Annotated in this window: 18 protein-coding genes; 15 read left to right on the forward strand and 3 right to left on the reverse strand. The window is 42.3% G+C overall.

Features of this window, described 5'->3' with window-relative positions:
* The 6 genes from AC1MCB_RS12255 to AC1MCB_RS12280 all read left to right on the forward strand — a co-directional run bounded on the left by AC1MCB_RS12255 (position 1) and on the right by AC1MCB_RS12280 (position 8,651).
* Positions 1–1,419, forward strand: a complete 1,419-nt coding sequence (locus AC1MCB_RS12255; RefSeq protein WP_479965010.1) for a glycoside hydrolase family 125 protein — start codon at positions 1–3, stop codon at positions 1,417–1,419.
* A 63-nt stretch (positions 1,420–1,482) separates the two neighbouring features.
* On the forward strand, positions 1,483–2,394 hold the full coding sequence (locus tag AC1MCB_RS12260) for an ROK family protein (protein ID WP_479965011.1): 912 nt from the start codon (positions 1,483–1,485) through the stop codon (positions 2,392–2,394).
* 175 nt (positions 2,395–2,569) lie between these two features.
* Positions 2,570–4,861, forward strand: coding sequence for a GH92 family glycosyl hydrolase (locus AC1MCB_RS12265; protein ID WP_479965012.1), 2,292 nt, complete (start codon positions 2,570–2,572; stop codon positions 4,859–4,861).
* Positions 4,862–5,029: 168 nt separating this feature from the next.
* Positions 5,030–6,067: a LacI family DNA-binding transcriptional regulator gene (locus AC1MCB_RS12270; RefSeq protein WP_479965013.1), complete on the forward strand. Its 1,038-nt coding sequence runs from the start codon at positions 5,030–5,032 to the stop codon at positions 6,065–6,067.
* 215 nt (positions 6,068–6,282) lie between these two features.
* Positions 6,283–8,025 (forward strand): GMC family oxidoreductase, encoded by a 1,743-nt coding sequence (locus AC1MCB_RS12275; protein WP_479965014.1) that lies wholly within the window; start codon positions 6,283–6,285, stop codon positions 8,023–8,025.
* Between the two features lie 2 nt (positions 8,026–8,027).
* Positions 8,028–8,651, forward strand: coding sequence for a gluconate 2-dehydrogenase subunit 3 family protein (locus AC1MCB_RS12280; RefSeq protein WP_479965015.1), 624 nt, complete (start codon positions 8,028–8,030; stop codon positions 8,649–8,651).
* 44 nt (positions 8,652–8,695) lie between these two features.
* On the opposite strand, the gene AC1MCB_RS12285 is transcribed toward AC1MCB_RS12280, so the two are convergent.
* Positions 8,696–9,058 carry an iron chaperone gene (locus tag AC1MCB_RS12285; RefSeq protein ID WP_479965016.1) on the reverse strand — a complete coding sequence of 121 codons (363 nt, stop codon included), beginning with the start codon at positions 9,056–9,058 and terminating at the stop codon, positions 8,696–8,698.
* Positions 9,059–9,256: 198 nt separating this feature from the next.
* On the opposite strand from AC1MCB_RS12285, the gene AC1MCB_RS12290 reads away from it, so the two are divergent.
* The 3 genes from AC1MCB_RS12290 (at position 9,257) to AC1MCB_RS12300 (ending at position 12,576) form a co-directional block, all read left to right on the forward strand.
* Positions 9,257–10,822: a sensor histidine kinase gene (locus tag AC1MCB_RS12290; protein WP_479965017.1), complete on the forward strand. Its 1,566-nt coding sequence runs from the start codon at positions 9,257–9,259 to the stop codon at positions 10,820–10,822.
* A 28-nt stretch (positions 10,823–10,850) separates the two neighbouring features.
* Complete coding sequence (locus AC1MCB_RS12295) at positions 10,851–11,531, forward strand: LytR/AlgR family response regulator transcription factor (protein ID WP_479965018.1); 681 nt, start codon at positions 10,851–10,853, stop codon at positions 11,529–11,531.
* Between the two features lie 181 nt (positions 11,532–11,712).
* Positions 11,713–12,576: a DUF6929 family protein gene (locus AC1MCB_RS12300; RefSeq protein ID WP_479965019.1), complete on the forward strand. Its 864-nt coding sequence runs from the start codon at positions 11,713–11,715 to the stop codon at positions 12,574–12,576.
* A 26-nt stretch (positions 12,577–12,602) separates the two neighbouring features.
* Here AC1MCB_RS12300 and AC1MCB_RS12305 read toward each other — a convergent pair whose 3' ends face one another.
* Both AC1MCB_RS12305 and AC1MCB_RS12310 read right to left on the reverse strand, forming a co-directional pair.
* Entirely contained in the window at positions 12,603–12,965 is a 363-nt protein-coding gene (locus AC1MCB_RS12305) for a hypothetical protein (protein ID WP_479965020.1), read from the reverse strand.
* A gap of 151 nt (positions 12,966–13,116) precedes the next feature.
* Complete coding sequence (locus tag AC1MCB_RS12310) at positions 13,117–14,934, reverse strand: serine hydrolase domain-containing protein (RefSeq protein WP_479965021.1); 1,818 nt, start codon at positions 14,932–14,934, stop codon at positions 13,117–13,119.
* Between the two features lie 361 nt (positions 14,935–15,295).
* Here AC1MCB_RS12310 and AC1MCB_RS12315 point away from each other — a divergent pair, with 361 nt between their 5' ends.
* The 6 genes from AC1MCB_RS12315 to AC1MCB_RS12340 all read left to right on the forward strand — a co-directional run bounded on the left by AC1MCB_RS12315 (position 15,296) and on the right by AC1MCB_RS12340 (position 24,415).
* Positions 15,296–15,949 (forward strand): alpha/beta fold hydrolase, encoded by a 654-nt coding sequence (locus AC1MCB_RS12315; protein ID WP_479965022.1) that lies wholly within the window; start codon positions 15,296–15,298, stop codon positions 15,947–15,949.
* A 97-nt stretch (positions 15,950–16,046) separates the two neighbouring features.
* Positions 16,047–17,438, forward strand: a complete 1,392-nt coding sequence (locus tag AC1MCB_RS12320; RefSeq protein WP_479965023.1) for a TrkH family potassium uptake protein — start codon at positions 16,047–16,049, stop codon at positions 17,436–17,438.
* A 64-nt stretch (positions 17,439–17,502) separates the two neighbouring features.
* On the forward strand, positions 17,503–18,177 hold the full coding sequence (locus tag AC1MCB_RS12325) for a potassium channel family protein (protein ID WP_479965024.1): 675 nt from the start codon (positions 17,503–17,505) through the stop codon (positions 18,175–18,177).
* 292 nt (positions 18,178–18,469) lie between these two features.
* Complete coding sequence (locus AC1MCB_RS12330; protein ID WP_479965025.1) at positions 18,470–18,847, forward strand: bactofilin family protein; 378 nt, start codon at positions 18,470–18,472, stop codon at positions 18,845–18,847.
* Positions 18,848–19,062: 215 nt separating this feature from the next.
* Positions 19,063–19,902 (forward strand): M23 family metallopeptidase, encoded by an 840-nt coding sequence (locus AC1MCB_RS12335; protein WP_479965026.1) that lies wholly within the window; start codon positions 19,063–19,065, stop codon positions 19,900–19,902.
* A gap of 298 nt (positions 19,903–20,200) precedes the next feature.
* Positions 20,201–24,415, forward strand: coding sequence for a hybrid sensor histidine kinase/response regulator (locus tag AC1MCB_RS12340; protein ID WP_479965027.1), 4,215 nt, complete (start codon positions 20,201–20,203; stop codon positions 24,413–24,415).
* The last annotated feature ends 7 nt before the right edge of the window (positions 24,416–24,422 follow it).

Here is a 24,422-nt window from a genome sequence, read left to right on the forward strand (position 1 = left end):
ATGCAAAGAAGAACTTTTTTAAAGAACACAAGCCTGCTGGGGGCAGGATTAATTTCGTCTAAACTTTCTTTTGCCTCGGCGCCTGAGTTTCCCATTGTCAGGATCGCTTCTTCCAAAAGACATTTTAAAAGCAAATCAGTAGATACGGCTATTAAAGTGTTTTCAAAGAAGGTAAAAAACCCTGAACTGACCTGGTTATTTGAAAATTGCTTTTCCAACACGCTAGATACAACGGTTTATTATTCAGAAAAGGGAGGTAAGCCTGATACGTATGTAATTACCGGCGACATTGACGCCATGTGGTTGCGTGATAGCTCGGCTCAGGTGTGGCCGTATCTTCAGTTTGTGAACGAAGACGCTCCATTGAAAGATCTTATCAAAGGAGTAATCAACCACCAGACCAAGTGTATTCTTAAGGATCCTTATGCTAATGCATTTTATGGCGACCCTAATAAAGTTGGAGAGTGGAAAACAGATAAAACAGCGATGCTTCCTGGTGTCCATGAGCGCAAGTGGGAAATTGATTCACTTTGCTACCCAATTAGATTAGCCTACAATTATTACAAAAAAACGAACGATAAATCACCTTTTGATGAAAGTTGGAAAAAGGCGATTGAAACCATTTTAAAAGTATTTAAAGAACAACAAAGGAAATCAAACCTGGGGCCTTACAGCTTCCAGCGTCAGACTCCTCATCCAACTGACTCACTGCCAATGGCCGGATTTGGTTTCCCGGTAAATCCTGTGGGCTTGATCTGTTCCGCGTTCCGTCCGAGTGACGATGCTACTATCTTTCCATTTCTTATCCCTTCTAACTTTTTCGCGGTGGTAAGTTTAAAACAAGCTGCAGAACTGGTCAATACCTTCTTCAAGGATGCAGACTTGCAAAAAGAATTGCTTTCGCTTGCCCATGAGGTAGAAGCTGCCATCCAGAAATACGGAATCGTATCTCATGAGAAATATGGTAAAATATATGCTTTTGAGGTTGATGGATTTGGAAGTTCCTACATGATGGACGATGCCAATGTGCCTAGTTTACTTAGTTTACCTTACCTCGATGCAATCTCTCCGGAAGACGAGATCTATAAAAACACCCGCCGGTTTGTTCTTTCTCCTGATAACCCTTATTTTTTTAAAGGCACTGCCGGAGAAGGAATTGGCGGACCACATGTAGGGCAGGACATGATCTGGCCGATGAGCATCACTATGAGGGCTCTTACATCTAAAAATGATGATGAGATCAGATCCTGTATTCAATCACTAAGAAAAACACATGGAGGAACTGGATTTATGCATGAAAGTTTCCACAAGAATGACCCTAAAAATTTTACCCGCAGTTGGTTTGCATGGTCAAATACTCTGTTTGGTGAACTTCTTTGGAAAACATTTAATGAAAAGCCGCAGCTTTTGAGCGTATAATTATTTCAAGCAACGTTCAAAACCATTAGTACAAATTGACAAATAACAATTGAGAAATAATAAATGGAGAAGCCTCTAGTATTGGGAATTGACATCGGGGGCTCACATATTACAGCGGCTCTTGTAGACTTGGAAACACGAAAAATTGTTCCCGCTTCCTATAGGCGCAGATTTGTAGATTCCAGTGAAGACGCAAATATCTTATTGGATAGTTGGTGCAGTGTGATTAATGAAGCTTTTAAAGACACGGTCATCAGGGAGAGAGTACTCGGCATTGCAATGCCTGGTCCCTTCGATTATGCAAATGGAATATGCCTGATTAAAGAACAGGGAAAATTTCAATCCCTGTATAAAGTTGATGTTAAAGCGGAACTGGCGAACCGTCTGAATATTTTACCCGTCAATATTGGCTTCATAAATGATGCTGCGGGTTTCTTGCAGGGGGAAGTTTTTGCCGGTGCGGCACGCGACTACGGCAAGTCGCTGGGAATAACTTTAGGGACCGGACTAGGTTCTGCTTTGCACCTAAATGGTGTTTCCAGTGATGCAGCTTTATGGGATTCTCATTTCCTGGGGGGTATTGCAGAAGACTACTTGTCAACCCGATGGTTCATAAAACGATATGAAGAATTGAGCGGTAGATTATTGGTCGGTGTAAAAGATCTGTTGGCTTTAGTGATGATAGATCCAAATGCTGCGTTAGTATTCAAGGAATTTGGACACAATCTGGGGCGGTTTATTAGCCCCTTGATTAAACAACATCAATTGGAATTAGTCATTATTGGGGGAAATATCTCATTGGCATTTAGCGCGTTTTCAGCTGCACTAGAGGCTGTTTTAGAGGCTGAGCAGATTAATGTAGCCATAAAAATTACCACTTTACAGGAAAACGCTGCATTAATAGGGGCAGCAAGTTGCCTGGATCACCACGTAAATTTTAAAGGAGATTTCAATCTTCCTATACCATCAAAATGATTAAGAAATGAATACTAAGCGGGCTGATATCCACCTTTTACGCTGTGGGTTGCGCTCGAGATGCGGGCACCCGTTACGGATGAAACCTGGAAAAGCTTAACCGGAAAAACTGTATATGAGCTTTGGGCTGATTACGCCAAGAGTTAAATTTTAAAAACCTTAAACTAATATCAAGATGAAATATAAATTACTGATCCTTTTTTTAGCTCTTTCATGGTTCAATTTAAGAGCTCAAACTGTTTCTAAAGTTACCGATCCCGTCGACTGGGTAAATCCATTGATGGGAACCGACTCGAAACCGTCCCTTTCTAACGGTAATACTTACCCGGCCATCGGCGTTCCCTGGGGAATGAACCTCTGGACTCCGCAGACTGGTAAAATGGGCGACGGCTGGGCTTACACCTATGCAGCTGATAAGATCCTTGGATTTAAACAAACTCACCAGCCATCGCCGTGGATGAATGATTACGGTCAATTCTCTATTATGCCCGTTACCGGAAAGCTTAATATAGGTCAGAATGAACGGGCAAGCTGGTTTTCGCATAAAGCAGAAATATCTACCCCCTACTATTACAGCGTTTATCTGGCGGATCATGATGTAACGACAGAAATTACGCCCACTGAGCGCGCTGCGCAGTTCAGATTCACTTTCCCAAAAACAGATAGCGCCTACGTAGTGCTTGATGCTTTTGATAAGGGGTCGTACGTAAAGATCATACCATCCGAGAGAAAGATCATCGGCTATTCAACGCGATACAGCAGAGGTGAACTTAAGAACTTCAAAAATTACTTCGTGCTTCAATTTGATAAAGATTTTACCCTTTCCGGAACATGGAACGGCAAAGACTTCACTTCAGGTAAACATGAACTTTTAGCGGATCATACCGCAGCGGTGATCGGTTTTAAAACCAAAAAGGGCGAACAGGTGAATGTTAAGGTTGCCTCTTCTTTTATCAGTGCAGAACAAGCTTCCCTAAACCTAACCAGGGAAATCGGAAGTCAGACATTCGATCAGACCAAGGTCAGCGGACGCAAAATTTGGAATGAGACGCTGGGAAAAATCAAGGTGGAAGGTGGTACTGTAGAACAGACCAAAACATTTTATTCTTGCCTGTATCGTGCTGTCTTCTTTCCGAACAAACTTTACGAGATCAATGCGGACAATAAAATTGTACACTGGAGTCCGTATAATGGAGAGGTAGTGCCTGGCTATATGTTTGCCGGTACCGGCTTTTGGGACACCTTCAGAGCATTGTATCCTTTTCTGAACCTGGTTTATCCGGATATTAATAAAGAGATGCAAGAGGGGCTGATCAACGACTATAAAGAGGGCGGCTGGCTTCCTGAATGGTCAAGTCCAGGATATGCCAATATTATGATCGGGCAAAACTCAGCTTCGGTAGTGGCAGACGCCTATATCAAGGGATTAAGAGGATATGATATTGAAACGCTCTACCAAGCCGTGATCAAAGGTGCCAATAATGAAGGACCTATAGACGCTGTCGGAAGAGAAGGTGTAGAACACTATAACAAGCTCGGGTATGTGCCTTACGATGTAAAAGTGAATGAGAATGCAGCCCGGACACTGGAGTATGCTTACGACGATTTTGCTATCTATCAGCTTGCCAAAGCATTAAAGAAACCAAAAGCTGAGGTGGATCTTTATGCCCGCCGAAGCCAAAACTTCCGAAACCTATTCGATCCGGCCAGCGGATTAATGCGCGGAAAAAATCAGGATGGCAAATTTCAGTCGCCGTTTAACCCTTTTAAGTGGGGTGGCGCTTTTACGGAAGGAAACAGCTGGCATTATACATGGTCAGTATTCCAGGATGTGAAAGGTCTTGCATATTTAATGGGTGGAAATGAAAAGTTTATTACCAAGCTTGATTCGGTTTTCTCCATGCCACCCGTTTTTGATGAAAGTGCGTACGGCGGGGTGATCCACGAAATCCGTGAGATGCAAATTGCCAACATGGGACAATATGCGCATGGCAATCAACCTATTCAACATATGCCATACCTTTACAATTACGCCGGAGCTCCGTGGAAAACACAATATTGGGTTCGGCAGGTAATGGATCGTTTGTATAAGGCTACTCCCGATGGCTACTGCGGAGATGAAGACAATGGACAGACCTCTGCCTGGTATGTTTTCTCAGCTTTAGGATTCTATCCGGTAACACCAGCCACTGACCAGTATGTAATTGGTGCACCGCTGTTTAAAAAAGTGACTGTACAGTTGGAGAATGGAAAGAAGTTAATTGTTAACGCGCCTAACAACTCTTCAGAAAATATTTACATTAAAGAACTGAAAGTAAACGGTAAGAATCATGATATGAACTGGCTGAGCCATCAAGAACTGATGAAAGGTGCTACTCTTAATTTCAAAATGTCTGCGTCTCCGGAAAAGGAAAGGGGAATTTCTCCTAAATCTTTCCCTTACTCGTATTCTGACGAAAATAAGTAGAGCAAAATCCGAGAAATTATCGCTTCAAATAGTAAGTTTACTATTGCTTTCGGAAATTCTTGATATTGACTGACAGTACTGCTTATAATTTTCTCTCAGAGGTTATAGGCAGTACTTTTCCATTGAATACATCCAATAGCTGTAAGCACTCATAATCGCACATTAAAATTGAAAAAAAAGCCATCGATCATTGATATTGCAAATAGTCTTAATATCTCTGCCACTACCGTTTCATTTATCTTAAACGGTAAAGCGAAGGAAAAACGGATCAGTGATAAGCTGGTGGAAAAGGTGGAGACATATATCCAAAAGGTTGGATATAAACCTAACTCCCTTGCCCGAAGCCTGCGCACTGGCAAAAGCAATACTATTGGTTTGATGGTAGAGAGTATTTCCAATCCTTTCTTTGCCAATATCGCCCGCCATATTGAACAGAAGGCTTATGCAAATGGGTATAAGATCATCTATTCGAGTACTGACAATGACACAAAAAGAACTAAAGAGCTTATTCAGATGTTCCGCGAACGACATGTGGACGGATATATTATTAGCCCGCCCGAGGGAATTGAGGATGATATAGCCGCACTGATCGACTCAGACATTCCCGTTGTTTTTTTTGACCGGTACCTTCCGGGGATTGAGGTGGATTCTGTGACTATTGACAATTTTATCAGCACTTATAACTCCATTAAATATCTCATTGAATCTGGATATAAGAATATTGGATTCATCACCCTTGACTCCTTACAAACCCAGATGCAGGATAGATTGGCAGGTTACGAGAAGGCGATGAACGAAAACGGATTAGCTCATCATATCAAAGAAATAGGATTTAATCAGAGTTCTGAGAACATTATAAGGCACATGACCTCCTTCTTCAAAAGAAATAAAAATCTGGATGCTATCCTTTTCTCTACAAACTACCTGGGAGTAAGCGGATTGAAAACTATTCGGAATTTAGGAATAACTATCCCTTCTGACATAGCTATCATCGCATTCGATGACCATGATCTGTTTGAACTTCACAATCCTTCAATAACTGCAATTTCGCAGCCTGTTGATCAAATTGCAGATGAAATCATCAACTTATTGCTGACAAGGCTGAAGCAAGGAGTTAAACTTAAAAAGGAACAAAAAGTTATCCTTCCTACTCAGCTTGTTATTCGGGATTCTAGTATAAAATCAAGCCTGATCAAAATCACATAATCATTCTCAGGTACAGCTTTAATATTAAATGCTGAATGTCAGGACTAAAAAACAAGGTTATGCAAAGCTGCTTCCCATTTTCATTATTCATTTTTTTTATTCAACTTGCTAAAACGATTTGAACGGTTGTGTTAACTTGCGAAAGCAGGTTGCGGAATTTCAAAAATCACTCTTTTTAATTGTTATAATCATTTACCGTCTAACCGGATTTTTCTATGAGTTCTTTACAGATCAAAAAAACTACAGAGCAGTACGACGTGATAATTGTAGGATCGGGTGCCGGTGGCGGTATGGCTGGTTATGTTTTGGCTAATGCCGGAGTTAAGGTGCTAATGCTGGAAGCAGGGCCCTTCTTTGATCCGGTAAAAGATTCGCACCAGTTTAAATGGCCCTGGGAATCTCCGCGCAGGGGCGCCTCTACCGTTCGTCCCTTTGGCGATTTTGATGCTTCCTACGGCGGATGGGAACTGGAGGGCGAGCCCTATACCCATAAAGATAAAACAGAATTTGAATGGTTTAGGTCGCGGATGTTAGGCGGGCGTACAAATCATTGGGGACGGATCTCTTTACGGATGGGTCCGCATGATTTTAAAGGAAAAACCTATGACGGCGCTACTGACGACTGGCCAATCAGTTATGATGATGTAAAACCGTATTACGATAAAGTCGACCGTCTGATCGGGGTCTATGGAACAGTAGAGGGAATGGAAAACGAGCCTGATGGGCTGTTTTTAAAACCACCGAAACCTCGTCTTAGTGAGCTTTTCATTAAAAAGGCTGCTAAAAAAGCCGGGGTTAAAGTAATTGCCGGACGGGGTTCCGTACTAACAGAGATGCTGCCGGGCAACAAAGACCGCGGGCAATGCTTTTACTGCGGACAATGTGGAAGAAGCTGCCGGGTGTATGCAGATTTCTCATCCTCATCCTGCCTTGTAATCCCGGCATTGAAATCAGGGAATCTAAAGGTAATTCCCAATGCGATGGTTCGGGAAGTTATTACCGGCAAGAACGGGCTGGCTACCGGTGTGTCATACGTTAGTAAAGACGACATGCAGGAATACCAGGTAAACGGTGGTACGGTAATCCTTGCTGCAAGTGCCTGTGAGTCGGCACGTATTCTTTTAAATTCTCAGTCGGCTTCACATCCGCAGGGACTGGCAAACAGCAGCGGTATTGTGGGCAAGTATCTTCATGATTCAACCGGCGTATCTTTATCTGGCTTTTTACCGGAACTGATGGACCGTAAGCGCTATAATGAGGACGGCGTTGGCAGCGTGCATATCTATTCGCCATGGTGGCTTGATAATAAGAATTTAAATTTCCCGAGAGGATATCATATAGAATATTGGGGTGGAATGGGGATGCCATCTTATGGTTTTGGAGGCGGAATTCATAACCTGAACGGACTTGTACCCGGACGTGATGGGAAAGTGAAAGAAGCGGGCGGTTTTGGAGCATCTCTAAAAGATGATTACCGACGGTTTTATGGCACCCAGGTAGGTATGGCGGGAAGAGGAATGGCCATAGCCGTTAAAACTAATTATTGTGAAATAGACTCAGAGGTGGTCGACAAATTTGGGATTCCGGTATTAAAGTTTCACTATAAATGGAGTGATGCAGAGTTGAAACAGGCAAAACACATGCAGGAGACTTTCGCTTCCATGTTCCATGAGATGGGCGCTATCATGACCTCCAAGCCGAAAGGGCCTGAAGAGGATTACGGTTTGCTGAAGCCGGGGGAGATAATCCACGAAGTTGGAACGGTACGAATGGGTGATGATCCGAAAACATCTGCTCTGAATAAGTGGTGCCAGGCTCACGATTGCAAGAACCTGTTTGTGGTAGATGGAGCTCCTTTTGTTCAACAAGGGGATAAAAACCCTACCTGGACCATCTTAGCCTTATCCATGCGTACTGCGGAATACATTCTTGATCAAAAGAAAAAACAAAACATCTAGTCATGAACAGAAGAGATTCCTTAAAAGCCATTGGCTTAACCACCTTAAGTACTGCACTGTTACTTGATGCCTGTAAAACTGACAGTGCTCCAAAGGCTATCGATAAAGACACAATCAAGGAAACAGCAGGCCGCGAAGATTTTGAGATGGAGCGGATTAAAAAGCTCCGGGCTGAAACTTTCTTTGACAAGCATGAGATGGCGACCATCACGGTGCTTGCAGATATCATTATCCCTGCTGATGACGTGTCGGGAAGTGCTTCCGAAGCGGAGGTGCCCGCCTTCATCGAATTCATTGTGAAAGATATTCCTGCTCATAAGATACCTATGCGGGGTGGATTGAAGTGGCTGGACATTCAGTGCCTTAACCGGTATCAGAATGCTTTTGTTGCCTGCAATAAAGATCAGCAGCTTGAAATGGTGAACGCTATTGCTTATCCCAAAAAAGCTGCTCCCGAAATGAAACAAGGGGTAGTGTTCTTTAATAAGATGCGGGATCTTACGGCATCAGGATTTTACACCAGTAAGATTGGGATAAAGGATATCGGCTACGTGGGCAATACGCCGAATGTATGGGAAGGTGTGCCTGCCGATGTATTGGCTCAGTATGGACTTAAAGATATCTAACCCCTGCGGGACAACTCGCCGCTAACCTATATGTTTGTTTAAAGTTAGTAAGCTTTTGCCATTGACCGGGCGGTAGCTATAAGAATCTCTTTAATGACCATAAAGTCCATCTTGCCGAGGCTTGAAAAACGGATACAACCCTTGCCGTGATTCAGACCTGTCAGCAAGTGCTCATTTTTATGCATCACCTCCGATTTTAAAGGGTAAAAAGAAATGTAGTTTTTTTGATTAGCAAAAGCGATCTCTGCAACGTGATCCCTCTTATAACAAACCATGTTATACTCTATACACTCTTCATAGCCCGGCAGGTTTTCCTGACAGAGTGCCCGCAGTTTTATAAATGCCTGTTGTCGCTCTTCCGGAACCTCCTCTAAGTATTCATCAACAGATTTCGCTTCAATAGTCATACAGATCAGTTTTTAAACTTCAATGTCCCCATCTAAATCTTTAGTTTTAAGTTAAGGCTTTATTTTTCAAAAAGCAATTATAAAATCCCTGGCTAATCCCCCCACTCATCACATTTTTGCGGCAATCCGTCACATAAGTTACCGGGTTGGTTTAGGCAGTATTATCATTGTTCATGATATTATTTAAAAACTAAACGCATGTCTTTGCTTATACTTAACTACAGAATGAAAGATTTTATTAATAAACCGGAGAACCTGAGCCGCGTAGAGTTTTGGGCAGCAACAACCATTTTCGTTTTTGTTGTATTCACCCTGATCACTAACACTGTTGCCAATGAAGGATCAAATATCTGGACCCCAAACAGTTACTTGTTTGAAGAAGGAAACCTGAAATTCAATTATTATCAGCACTACTTTTTTCCGCAGCTGATTCGTTACAGCACCTTGTACTTTGCTTTTTTATTGTTGAATTTCCGGATCACACCAGCGATAACGAAAAAGCAGTCTATCGTGCAGAATTCATTCCTGATCGTGCTCATCTATATTGTTTTGGGACTTGTAATTGGCATTACTGATACCTGGCTAAAAAGTCATTTGCTTATTAAGTATACATCAATCCAGAACGCTTACAATTATATTTTTCAGAACGCTTTTGTGTACTCCGCCTGGCTTTTACTGATGTATGGCTTTTACTCGGCAATTAAGTATGCCGGCGAATTTCTTCTGGCTAATTCGGAAAGTATACAAGCACGCTATCAGTTTATCACCCACGACGGATTAATGGCTATCGTTCTGTGGATGATCAGTATTTTTGTTTTAATTATAGGCAACGCTGATAAAGTGGTTGTTGCAATATGGGCTATTACCGTCTCCTTTGGAATCGCTTTATACCTGTATTCTTTCTATGAATTGATTCCTAAGAGCATCAATAAAAAGAAACCTTTCTGGGCTTATTTGAAGATCATAATACCTCCACTAATTTTATCTGTGTTGCCGGTCAGCTTGCTAATGCTCTTATTATTGCAAAACCGTAACGAGGGAATGATCGTTGTTGTCAATCTCTTTAATATCGCTTTTCAGCTTCTGATCACTGCACCACTCTGCTGGATCCTTTATAAACGGCAATTGAAAGGCAGCGAGGAGATCACTGTCTTGAAAACGGCCCTCGGACGGTCAAATGCGGATCTGGACTTTCTGCGATCACAGATCAATCCTCATTTTTTATTCAATGCCCTGAATACTATTTATGGTACCGCTCTACAGGAAAAAGCAGAGCGCACAAGCGAAGGTGTTGAGAAATTAGGAGATATGATGCGTTTTATGCTTCAGGAAAATATGCAGGACAAGATCTCTCTTACCCGTGAGTTAGATTACCTGAATAATTACATCAGTTTACAGAAGCTTCGTACAGACACTAGTCCTGAGGTAAAGATACATGCCGACATTGAGGAACAATTAAAGCCGCTCAAGATCTCCCCAATGCTTTTAATCCCGTTTGTAGAAAATGCATTTAAGCATGGAATCAGTCTTCGTGAGGCCTCCCATATTAAGATCACGCTGCAGGTACATGGCAATAAGCTGTTTTTCGATGTTCATAACAGCATCCATCTGAAACCTGATAATGATCCGGAGAAAGACAAAAGCGGAATCGGACTAACTAACGTGAAACAACGTTTGCAATTGCTATATCCCCGGAAGCATGAATTAATAGTACGTGAGACAGGGAAAGAATTTTTTATCCACCTGACCATTGAACTGGAATAAATCGATTTAATTTGTTGAAATTCCGATAATGAAAGCCATTGCCATTGATGACGAGCCGATAGCCCTCGAAGTAGTTAGGTCGCATGCTTCAAAGGTTCCGTTCCTGAATCTTAAAGCCGACTTTACCGATGCTTTTAAAGCCCTGGAATATTTACAGCGGGAGCCGATTGATCTCATCTTTCTGGATATAAAAATGCCTGACATTTCAGGCATTGATTTCTTCAACAGCTTAAGCAAAAAGCCAATGGTAATCTTCACCACTGCTTATTCTGAGCATGCCGTGGCCAGTTTCGAGCTGGATGCAGTAGATTACTTGCTAAAGCCTTTTTCACTTGCCCGTTTTATTAAGGGTTGCAACAAAGCCTTTGAGTTGTTTAATTTCAGAAACAGTGCAGTTGCCAATGATCATCTGTATATTAAAACAGGTTTCGAGCAGCACAAAGTGCATTTTGATGAGATCCTTTATCTGGAAGCTGCGGGCAATTATGTAACCTTCGCATTGAAAGACAAAAATATATTGTCGCGTAGTACCTTTAATGAGGCCGTTGACCTGCTTCCGGCAGAAAAATTTATCCGTGTACACCGCTCCTATGTTGTTGCTGCCAATAAGGTTGACAAAATAGAACGGCACCAGGTTACCGTTAATGCAAGAAAATTACCGGTCAGTGAAGCTTATAGTCAGAATTTGTTGGGCTTAACGAATCGATAACCTGTACCATAAACCAAAACATTTGTGGTGTATCCTTGAATACAGGAACAAACAATAATGCTAAAATAGGATTGTCTGTTAAAGATTCATGATAAGCTATATTTCCGTTTTCAGAACATCCTTTCTCCTCCTTTTTGCGGTATTGTCGGCTTGTAGTGCGGATCAGAAAACCAATAAACACATGTTCACAGAATTTATAACATCTCAAACATTAACTGAATATCCTTCAGGTTCTACCATCACTTATTTCGATGATCATCTTTACCTGATGGGAGACGACGCTTCGAAGTTACTTATACTGGATAGTGCGTTAAATCAGAAGCGGGAAATTCATTTTTTTGTAAACGACGAATACCGGATTCACAAAGCGGAGAAGGCAGATATCGAATCTTCTGAATGGATTATAAAAGACAATAAGGTTAAATTATGGCTCTTCGGCTCCGGTTCTCTATCACCACAAAGAGATAGCGCCTTCTGTTTTGATCCACAGACACTGGCGGTTGAGCGCGTAGACCTGGGAAGCTTTTACAAAAAGCTTCATCAGGCCGGAATTCCGGAGTTAAATATAGAAGCAGCCTCAGTAGTGAAGGACAGGCTGATATTTGGGAGTCGCGGTAACCTGACCAACAAGCAAAACTATCTAACTTATACTTCCGCAGTCAATTTCCCTGACGATCAGACACCTTCAATCGTTCCGATTGACCTTCCCGATGATGCAGGGATATCAGGTATGTCGTACCTGGGTCACCTGGATATCATGTTGATTACTGCTTCCAAAGAAAATACCGCTACGGCCTATGACGATGGTGAGATTGGCGAGAGTTATCTGGGGGCTATTTATAATTTTTCGGAAAAGAAAGCTAAGGCTGCTATTAAACCTGATGAATGGCTTGCACTATCGGAACTGCACCCGAAGTTTGCTGTTCACAAAATAGAGTCTATCTGCACATTGATTTCAGATACATCGGAGATTAAGGCCGTATTGGTGTCGGACAATGATCAGGGTAAAACCCAACTCTTTACCCTGCGATTAAAGTTTGATTAGTTAATTAAAGCTGCTGATATTATCAATCAACTCCAGATAAGATCAGGGTCAACACCTCCTTCATTAGCTCTGGTAATTTTACTCAAATTATAGACCGCCTTCCCATTTTTCTTCCCACCATTAAGCAAGCCTTTCCTGAATTGCTGCCCTAAGTATTCACTGGTGCTTTCGATCAATTGCTCGTCTTTAATACCCGGTTGCAATTCTTCCAGCTTATCTGCGACTTCAGTTGCAGTCGCTTCTTCCAGTATCGCTAAAGCATAAAGGATCTTATCCTCCTGGCTATCGTTAACGGAAAAGGTGGCAGGAATTTGCAGTGGCTTAAACTCTTCACGAAACTGTTCATCTGATAGGGACATAATGCGGGTGATCTGTAAGTAAAAATTCATCTTTTTACCCCCAGAATAACAGCCACGACTATACAAGGTTTGAGTGGTGTCAGATTTGGCTAATTTATGATAGGGCAACACTCCGCAGCACTGCCGTCAGAAACCAGGTTTCCTCTGCTGAGTACTCGACTAGCATTTAATACAATCGCCCCTACTCTACATTAGCAAAGTTTTCCTTCGACTGCTTGATAGCTTCGTAAATAGCCTCGTGAATACGTGGGCGAACGCGCAGGCTATTTAATTTGCCTGAGGCTGATGGGTATACGCGATTAGAAAGAAAAATATAAACCAGATTTTCAGCCGGATCTACCCATACACAAGTACCTGTGTAACCGGTATGACCGAAGCTATCGGGTGAAGAATTATCGGAAGGGTAACCGGTTCCGTCACCTTTATCGAAGCCCAGACCGCGACGGCTTACATCTGATTGACGGGAAGTAAAAAGCTTAATTGTCTCCGGCTTCAGATATTCCTGCCCCCCATAACTTCCGCCGTTTAATAACATCTGGTTTAAAATAGCCAGATCATTCGCGCTGGCAAACAATCCGGCATGACCGGCGACGCCGCTGGCCATTGAAGCACCTGAATCATGAACAATACCTTGCAGGAGTGTTTTTCTAAAATACGTATCGCGCTCGGTTGGCACAATACGGTCTTTACTAAAGTGGTTGATCGGATTGAAGCCCGCTGTATGCATCCCCAGGGAACTGTAAAACTGCTGAGATACATATTTGTCTAACGGCTGAAAGGTCTGCTTTTCAATGATCTCTTTCATCACATACATGCTGATATCACTATACACATACCGGCCGCGAGTTGGCAGCGGTGTCGCCAACATCTTCTTCCACATCACATCATGATAGTAATTATTGCGCAAATAATAGTTGTCAGCCAACTTTACCGAATAAAGAAACGATGAGTCAACGCTATGATCCTGCGGCTTCAGATAACTGAAGAAGTCAAGATTGACAAAGCCCGCCTGGTGTAACAGAACATCCCGAACGGGGATATTGCTTTTATTTGTGTTCCTTACATCCTCAAGATATGTCCCAAGGCCTGCATCTAAATTTAATTTGTGCTCATCGTAAAGCTTCATAGCGGCCATAGTGGTGGCAGCAATTTTTGTAACAGACGCCAGGTCATAGATATCATCGGTCTTAGTGGGTATTTCACCACCATAAGTATGAGATCCGTAGGCTTTATTAAAAATAACATTTCCGTCTTTCACAACCATCACCACGGCGCTCGGGGTTGCATGCTGACGGATAGCATCGTTTACTATAGCATCTATCTTTCCCAGGCTGACAGAACTGATTCCGAGCTGCTCCGGATTAACATAGCCCAGCCTTGTTTTCTGCGTACTGAAACCTGCACCGTCAATATATCTGGCACTTACTGTTTGATGCAGCCTGCCCTCGGTAACCTCGCCCCCAAATATGATTTTTGCAGTCGTCTGAGCAGCTGGTGCCGTATGCTCCGGGTTCCAGATAACCGGGATACTTAACGAATCGAGTGCAGCAAGTGCAGCGGTATTACCAAAAACGGCCACAATCACTTCCTTACTCTTCTCAGCTTGTTGAATGAATTTAATGGTTTTCCCGTCAAGCAGCCCTTCAGCAGTAACCTGGAATATGAGGGTGTTAAATGAGCTGAGTTGATCGACGCTTGTGATGCTTTTGAATTCACGGCTACTCACCTCTGCGTAATTATTCAGCATAGCGTTAAACTCAAAGGAATAGGCTGAGCCGGCATTTAAACTTGCAATGTGTCGATCTGCCAGGGCCTTCAATGGTATGGTGCCTGCTTCATTATTGAGAAGAACCGCAGATAATGCAATATCACCTGAGCCGTTGAGATTATTAATGGATAATTCTTTGCTGATTGTCGGCTTGAAGCCCCCTGCAATCACGATAAATAATAACAAAGCTGCTTTGCAAAGCATGCTGAATGGTAAATTGGTTCTTTTCAACTCTTCCCCTGGTTTAGTATTTCTTAACGCCAAATTCCGCATAATAATACAGTGTACTAAAAATCTATTCTATAGGTTTCAGAAAATGAAACAGGCCCCGCTTATGAATATCGACCAAAAAAAGTCGAGCGTGCGCTAATCTCATCTTAATTGGAATCGTGGAAATTAATCAAATTGATTTAATAGCGCTTTAAAAAATTCACAATTTATTGAAAATCTGCATTATACAAAATAAAATAAATACATTTCTTAAACAACACTTATGGGAAAATAGGTACAACATAAAAGCCTGAGCAGATCCTTCAAACAAAAAATCATCTATTGGGGTATTTGATTCTCCTATATACTTATTTTGCAGGCAATGGTTGTATATTTTATAAGTGGCTTGGGAGCAGATGAAAGAGCTTTCCAAAAAATCAGGCTTCCGGCGGGTTATGACATACAGCACATATCGTGGGAACCCGTTAAAGTTGATGACACCATTGAGGCTTACGCCCGACGACTGGCCGTAAACATAGATCACGGTAAGCCGTTCATGTTAGCCGGATTGTCGTTTGGAGGGTTGATTGCCATTGAGATAAGTAAGTTCTTGAAGCCCGAAAAACTAATCCTGTTCTCAACGGTGAAAACTAGGTTTGAATTACCCGCCGTATACCGGCTGGCGGGTAGGCTACGACTTTACAAGTTGGTGCCAAATGCAGCTCCAACTTATGTATCCGGCTTCTTGGGCTGGTTTTTTGGCCCGCTAGATAAAGAAGCCCGGGCACTGATAGCTGCATTTCAAAGGCAAACCGACCCGCAGTTTTTAAAGTGGGCGCTTAAGCAAATTAGCAGATGGCAGAACAGCACCAGTATTGGCTCACACATCCACATTCATGGAAGCAAGGACCGAACGTTCCCGGTAAAATTGGCCCATGCCGACTATATAGTTGAGGGTAGCGGGCATTTGTGCGTCTTTACAAACGCCGATGAGGTTAATAGAATACTACAAAAGGAACTATCTGTTTCGGAATGAAGCTGCCTGGTCCAGCATTTTGACACGTAAATAATAGTTACAGATTCTATAATTCCGTTAGTTTTGTATCGCCACACGACGGGCTCAATCAACCAGAATGCTACTTAATAGGTACCACATAAACCCTACCATAATATTTGTACTTAGCTTTTTAATTCTTATTGCTGTTGGTACCGGCCTGCTTTCGCTACCACACTCTTCTACAGGAAACAGAGTCAATTTTACTGATGCTCTATTCATGTCGGCTAGCGCCGTTTGCATTACCGGTTTAACCGTATTTGATATCAGTACCCAACTCAGCCTGTTTGGTCAGAATGTAATTTTAATACTTGTACAATTAGGCGGGTTAGGAATAATGACCTTTACTGGGTTCTTTGGATACTTCCTTACCGGACGTTCATCCTACAAAAATCAGATCATGTTTTCTGAGCTTATGGATGAGAAAAGAGTTGGCTCAGTGATCAGGTCATTGATTAATATTGTACTTCTTACATTTTCTTTTGAGATTGCAGGCGCTCTCCTAATCTATCTCTCCGTAGATAGTGCCCATTTCACTGATCCCGGGGATCAGATTCATTTCTCCATATTCCATGCTGTATCCTCCTTCTGCAATGCCGGATTCTCAACTCTTTCTGCGGGCCTATATGACGAAAAGCTCAGGTTTAATTACTCCCTTCAACTTATCATAGCTTCCTTATTTATTTTAGGCGGACTGGGCTTTGCCATTATTTTAAATGTTCAGCTCTTTATTAAAAGATGGTTCGCTATGTTTTATAGGCGTTTGGTTCACGGCACACGAGTCAAACATAAGCCCTGGATTATGACCTTTAACTCGAAGCTTATCTTCTATACCACCATTATATTGTTGGTATTCGGGTTTGTCACATTCTTCATTCTGGAATACGACAATTCACTGGCAGCACACCCTACCACCTTCGGAAAGGTAATCACTGCTTTTTTTACAGGTGCTACCCCCCGTTCTGCCGGTTATAACACCGTCGATATGGCGACCCTTTCCTTTCCGACCATCATGATCATTCTTTTGTTGATGTGGATTGGCGGATCGCCTGGTTCAACGGGTGGAGGTATCCGAACGACTACACTTGCCGTAGCAACATTAAACATTCTCAACGTAGGGAGAGACCAGGACAGAATTAACCTGTTCAGACGCGAGATCTCCAACGAGTCGGTCAGAAAGTCTTTCGCTATTATTTCATTATCATTAATCTGGTTGGGGATTTCTATATTCCTTTTAGCGATCACCGACGGTGACAAAGGACTTTTGCCCTTAGCGTTCGAAAGCTTTTCGGCCTATAGTACGGTCGGACTAAGCCTCGGAATTACAGGATCACTAAGCACTCCCGGAAAGATCTTGATCATCTGTACCATGTTTGTAGGTCGGGTGGGCACGATAACTCTGCTTGTATCATTGATTAAGAGCATGCATGCAAAGAATTTTCAATATCCGGAGGAACATGTACTTTTTTAGGTCAGCAAATTACCAGTTGAAAACATTGGACAAGTATGCAATCACTATATAACAATTTATTCTCATGAAATTTATCGTATTAGGCTTAGGGATTTTTGGAACGTCACTGGCTGTTCGCCTGTCAGAGATGGGGCATGAAGTTATTGGTGTTGATAACAGGATGAATCGGGTTGAAGAATTGAAGGATGACATCACTCACACAGTTTGCATGAATACGACAGATAAAGATGCGGTCAGTTCTTTGCCCTTAAAAGATGCAAATGCGGTAATTGTAGCCATCGGTGAAGATGAAGGAGCCTCACTATTAACTGTCGCTTTATTAAAGCAGCTGAACGTCAAGAGAATTATTGGCAGGGTGGTTTCAGATCTTCAGAAAACGGTTTTAGAAGCCATGGCTATACAGGAATATATTTTGCCGGAAGTAGAATCTGCAGATCGTCTGGCTATGCGTTTAGATCTGGACGAAGTAATAGATTCGTTTAAAATCACGGAGAAGTATAGTATTGTTGAAACCCTGGTACCACCACGCTTTATCGGGAAGACAGTGCATAAATCCGACTTTATTAATTCATACGGGGTGCTGGTACTCACTTTAATTAAACAATACAATGCAGATGGCCAGCCCAATATCGCGAAGGAAGCATCAGGTATCGCTACATCGCAGACGGTAATGCAGGAGGGCGATATTTTGGTTCTATTTGGTGAATTGTTAAATATCAGAAGCCTGATCAAGGCTTAAGAGATACCATCGTCATGCTAAGGTCTTATTACGTGTCTTCGAGAGAGTATTGAACAAAATTTGGTCATCGTTATATCTTTCGCTCCCTTTTTACGTTACTGTTCAAGTTTATCTGCACTGTGAAGTGCTATGTTTCAGACTTTTTTTTGTAACTCTTTTTTTTGGGTTGCCGTAAACGAAGTGGAAATTAACAGGGTAAATATTTAACAAAAAAAGGTTTGAGCTGCTCCTGAAACCCTTGCACTGCGGTTACTGAATGGAAGATTAATTTGGTTTGAGCAAAGAATAAGGAATGGCAATATTCAATAAGAAAGAACCTTTTAAAATGGGTGAAACAAAAATATTAAACCTGATTAATGAAGGATGTAAGGTAGAAGGCGATATTAATTCAGATTCCGTTATTCGTATAGATGGCACTGTACAAGGAAATTTGAATATAGACGAAGGGGCGATTATTGGCGAGAAGGGTTTGGTTAAAGGAAATATAACAACAAAATCATTGATCATTTACGGTGTTGTAAATGGGAATATTGACGCTGATTCTCTCGAGATTAAAAGTTCAGGTTGTGTAAATGGGGAGATAAAGACTGCCCGTTTACATATAGAATTTGGCGGAGTATATAACGGTGCTTTAACAATGGTAAAAGAGGGCTTGCTTCTAAATTCGTAGTAACTCTCTATTATCTTCCGGGAACAAATAAAACCTCCGAAAGGCAAGGTAGTATTATTAGGGTAATTCCCGGACCAGTCTAATTATCTCTCTCCCAGTTTAGCGACTCTGCTTTCCTATATTAACGGCTATTTATTATTTGCATGCTATTAATTAAATATTAAGACCGCCTGTGCTGCAATGACCTTGAGCACCAGCGGTAAAATTGAAAATAGATGAGTGAAAAGAAAAAATGTGTGAGCACTATAATTGTTACCGGCTCATATCAGCAACAGACCAGTTCCTTCCAAATCCAAACCAAACACCTTAAGAGACTTAAGTACTACATCGCAGTTTTTATTGCTTCTTTAGGGCTGCTGTTAGGCTATATGTACCAGCTAGCTCAAGAGAACAAGAAAGATAAAGCGCTTAACGTTCGCCTGACGAAAGAACTGAAAACCCTTAAAGTTAAAAGCCCAATTAAAGAAGACACTACGAATGTTGAACAATACCTTGATGGGATACAAGATAAACTAAAGAATATTAACAGTTACCTGAAGAAGAGAGGTGTTAAACAAATCAATACTGCTCTTGGCGGAGAAAATCAGGAAGATTTGCTTACCGATGAGGAAAAAGTAAGGTTGTATAACGACTATTTACAGTCGCTGATGAAACAGATGCAGGCTATCCCGATGGGCTATCCGTATCAAAACAGCCAGGCTTCAGGATATGGATATCGGGCTAATCCGTTTACTTCCCGTGGGAGGGAATTCCATGCGGGAGTTGATTTTAAAGGACGGACCGGCGATATTGTAAAAAGTACTGCAAAAGGGGTGGTAATCGGTGCAGGCTGGTACCGTGGCTATGGAAAGTGTGTAAGAATACTCCATCCTAATAATTACCAAACCCTCTATGCTCATCTGTCGAAGGTTAAAGTAAAAGTTGGACAGGAAGTACCCGCGGGACATCCTATTGGCAAAATAGGTTCTACGGGTAGGTCAACCGGTCCGCATTTGCACTATGAGGTAAGGCGTAATGACAAGCCACTAAACCCTAAATTATTTCTAAGAATCTAACGAGCTTGTTGCAGTCAATCTATCGATGATTGCAACAAGGTATTCCTTTTTTACCGGGACTTTTCTGCCAGCCAGATGAAAGTCCTTTTTTTTGTCTCTCCCATCTTGCTTTGATTAATCGGTCATTCGGAAAGACTTTACTATTGAGTTTGTCTACAATTCAGTCGTAAGGAGGCATTCCCATCCAATCAGGAGTGCGGTATTCAATTGCAGGATAGTTTTTACAGCGAAATTTAAACGGCCCTGAATTCAACTTTTTTCTGTCATAATCGTATGATGTAAATACAAAACGCATATAATGTTAAAAAAGGGACCGTCCCAAAGAATTTCGCTTACAACCTTCATCGTATTCGTTTTACTGAGCATCATTTCAATCCATGTTTCTGCTCAACCGAATGACATCAAGTTCAGTCATTTAACCACGGCGAATGGCTTATCGCAAAGCTCTGTCAGGTGTATCTTAAAAGATCGATTCGGCTTTATATGGCTTGGAACACGCGATGGTTTAAACCGGTACGATGGCTATAAGTTTAAGATCTACCGTAGAGACCCTAAAGATTCAGGCAGCCTGCCGTCTAATCATATTCTCAACCTTTACGAGGATAAGGCAGGGGTATTATGGGTAGGAACGATAACCGGTGGCTTAAGCAGGTACGACCGTGATTCCGACTCTTTTGTTACCTACACACACAAAAGCAAAGACCCGGCATCAATCAGTAATCCGGCGGTATTATCACTGCTTGAAGATAGTAAAGGGAATTTCTGGGTAGGTACCTATAGCAACCTGAACTTATTCAATAGAAAAACTGGCAATGCAATCCGGATGAACCTCTCCTCCCAGATAGGAACAGCGAGTATTTTTGATATCCAGGAAGACCGAAAAAAACAATTATGGATCGGCACAGGCGTTGGCCTGTATAGATATAACTATAATCAAAATAAGCTGACCGCATTTCTGCACGATCCTAAAAATCCCAAAAGCATTAGCAGTGATCACATAGAGGTGATTTATGAAGATAAAGGAGGGTATCTGTGGATTGGAACTGAAAGTTCGGGGCTTAACAGGATGGATCCTGCTACTGGTGAATTTAAGCGCTATTCCCTGCAGGGAGAAGACACCCACAGTATTAATGATAATTACATTTCTTCTATTATAGATGCCGGCAACGGCGATCTGTGGCTTGGAACCGAAAATGGACTCATCTATTTTGAAACACGAGCTGAGAAATTCACCAGGTTTAGCATGGATAAAGGGGATGATTTCAGTTTAAGTAACAATTCCGTAGTCTCTTTATATCATGACAACCAGGGTATTTTATGGGTCGGAACCTATTCGGGCGGTATCAATAAGTATGTCCGAAGTATTAATTACTTTGATCATATTCGTTCGCATTTTGCGGACAAGAACAGTTTGAGTTCCGACGTAGTTACTTCATTCGCCGAAGACGAAGAAGGAAATGTATGGATTGGGACGGACGGCGAGGGATTAAACTTTGTAAAAAAAGGAACGAGCAAACATCAGCAGTTTAAATCAACGGATTCCCGCGGCGGGCTGACCAGTAACATCATCATGTCGCTGGAATACAGTCAAAAAACCAAAAAGCTCTGGATAGGAACTTATGGCGGCGGGTTGAATGAGTTTGATCCTCAAACCGGTAAATTCAAGCTTTACAAGGAAGGCGAAGGAGATTACAACTTATCGGGAAATACGGTCTATACACTGCTGGAAGACCGGTCAGGAAATATCTGGGCAGGCACAAACGGCAACGGGATCAATGTTATTGACCACAAGACCAAAGCTATCCGAAAGTTTAGATACCAGAGGGAAGACCCTCAAAGTTTGGGTAACGACTTTATACAATCTTTATATGAAGACCGGTTAGGAAAGATCTGGGCTGGCACCTACTTCGGGGGGGTGAGCGTTTATAATCCTGCGACAGGTAGGTTCACCCGCTACGACCAGCGAAATTCGAATCTTACCAGTGATATTATCATTTCGATCAATGGCGACAATAAAGGTAGAATATGGGTTGGCACTTCAGGTGGAGGGCTTGCCATGTTCAATGCTAAACTAAATGATTTTACAATCTTCACTATGGAGGATGGGCTGCCAAACAACGTGATTAACAGCACGCTGCAGGATGCCAATGGCTATCTCTGGATCAGCACCAATAGTGGGATCAGCCGGATGGATCCGGAAATGAAGATCTTCAGAAATTTTACTGTCGACAATGGTTTACAGGGGCTCGAGTTTCTTGCCAGGGGATCATTGCTAGCCAAAGACGGAAACATGTATTTTGGAGGAACTAAAGGATATAACATTTTTAATCCCCGGCAGCCCATGACGGGCACAATTAAATCTCCGGTGGTGTTAACTAATTTTATGCTCTTTAACCGGTCTGTAGTGCCAGGCAAGAATTCATTGCTAAAAAAAGAGATCAGCCGCACAAAGAGCATCACCCTTCCATATAATCAATCGGTTCTGGCGTTTGAATTTTCGTCGCTGAATTATACAGTGCCTGAGAAGAACAGCTATGCATATATGCTCAAGGGATTTGATGAAAACTGGAGTTATGTTGGCGACCAACGAACCGCCACCTATACAAACCTTGATCCGGGAGAGTATAAGTTCATGGTTAAATCAGCAAATGCAGATGGAATTTGGAGCACGCAGGTAAGCACTGTGAACTTAATTATCACACCGCCATTTTGGGGTACCTGGTGGTTTAGGATTGCAGCCGTCCTTTTGTTTACCGGCAGTATATATTACTATTATCGCCGCCGCTTGCAGACGATACGTCGCCAGAAAGACAAACTGGAGCAACTTGTCTCCAACCGTACAGAAGAACTCAATATACAGTCAAATCAGCTGCAGGTTTTAAATGAAGAGTTAATGGAACAGCGCGAACAGGAAGCAAAAGCAAGGGAAGAGGCCGAAAGGGCAAACCAGGCTAAGAGTGTTTTCCTCGCCACCATGAGTCATGAAATTCGGACGCCCATGAACGGAGTTCTGGGGATGGCTTCGCTGTTGTGTGAAACAAAACTTGATACCGAACAATTCGAATTCGCTGATACAATCCGCAGCAGCGGAGAGGTATTATTAAATGTGATCAATGACATTCTCGACTTCTCGAAGATAGAATCAGGAAACCTTGAACTTGATCCTCATGACTTCGTGCTGCGCCAGCTAATTGAAGAGGTAATGGATCTTTTCACTGCTAAAGCTGCACAAAACGGCATTGACCTGATCTACCATATCGATCCGCTTATACCGGTGCAGCTTCATTCAGACGGGCTGCGCCTAAAACAGGTGCTGATCAATCTTATCGGCAATGCAATGAAGTTTACTTCATCTGGCGAAATTTTTCTCCGGGTCACCTCCTTAGCACTTGATAAAAAAGGAGACATCGAATTGCAATTTGAAGTGATCGATACCGGAATCGGTATCTCCCAGGACAAGATCAGCAGACTCTTCAAAGCATTTTCCCAGGTTGATTCATCAACAACTCGTCGCTATGGCGGAACTGGACTCGGATTGGCGATCTGCAAACGCCTGGTTCATTTACTTGGCGGCGATATTGACGTTGAAAGTGAGGAAGGGAAAGGATCAGTATTTCGATTTACGATCAAGTCTTCGGTAAGTGATCAGGCAGTTATCTTTTTCAATAAATTCGATCTCACAACCTACCAGGGTAACAGGGTGTTGATCGTTGATGATAATTCAACCAATTTACGTATTCTCACCGCTCAGCTAGACCAGTGGGGCCTACTTCCGGTTCAATGTTCATCGGGAAAAGAAGCTTTGGATTACCTCGCAACAAACTTTGTTGAGCTCGTGATAACGGACATGCAGATGCCGGATATGGATGGTGTACAGCTAAGCACCGTAATCAGGAAATTATACCCTGCCCTGCCAATCATTTTACTTAGTTCTGTCGGCGACGAAACCAAAACCAAGCACCCGCTCCTCTTTAATGCTATTTTAACAAAGCCGGCCAAACAGCAGCATCTGGGCAAAGTCATTCAGCTTGCTTTTGAACAAACAAAAGAGCCGACAGTACAAAGCGAAAAACCCATTTCTGCGGTACTTTCAGCCGACTTTGCCTTACAACATCCTCTAAGTATTTTAATTGCGGAAGACAACCCGACCAATCAGCTACTAATACGAAAAATACTTGAACGACTCGGATATGTCGCTGATCTGGTAAGAACCGGCAAAGAGGTTATTGCGCAACTGCAGACCGTTGATTACGACGTTATATTAATGGATGTTCAGATGCCGGAGATGGACGGCCTCGAAGCAACCCGGCTGATTCGTAAAAACAATATAAGGCAGCCCAAAATCGTCGCTATGACAGCTAACGCCATGGTAGAGGATAAGGAAGAATGTATTAAAGCGGGTATGGACTATTATATTTCCAAGCCGTTACAGCTATCGTTAATAATGAAGACCCTGGTGACCGTTAGCGAAGAACTAAAGGCGGCTGACGTCAATAATGTCTACAGTAATTAAAGCTGTT

The organism is Daejeonella sp. AP26 (assembly GCF_056680515.1).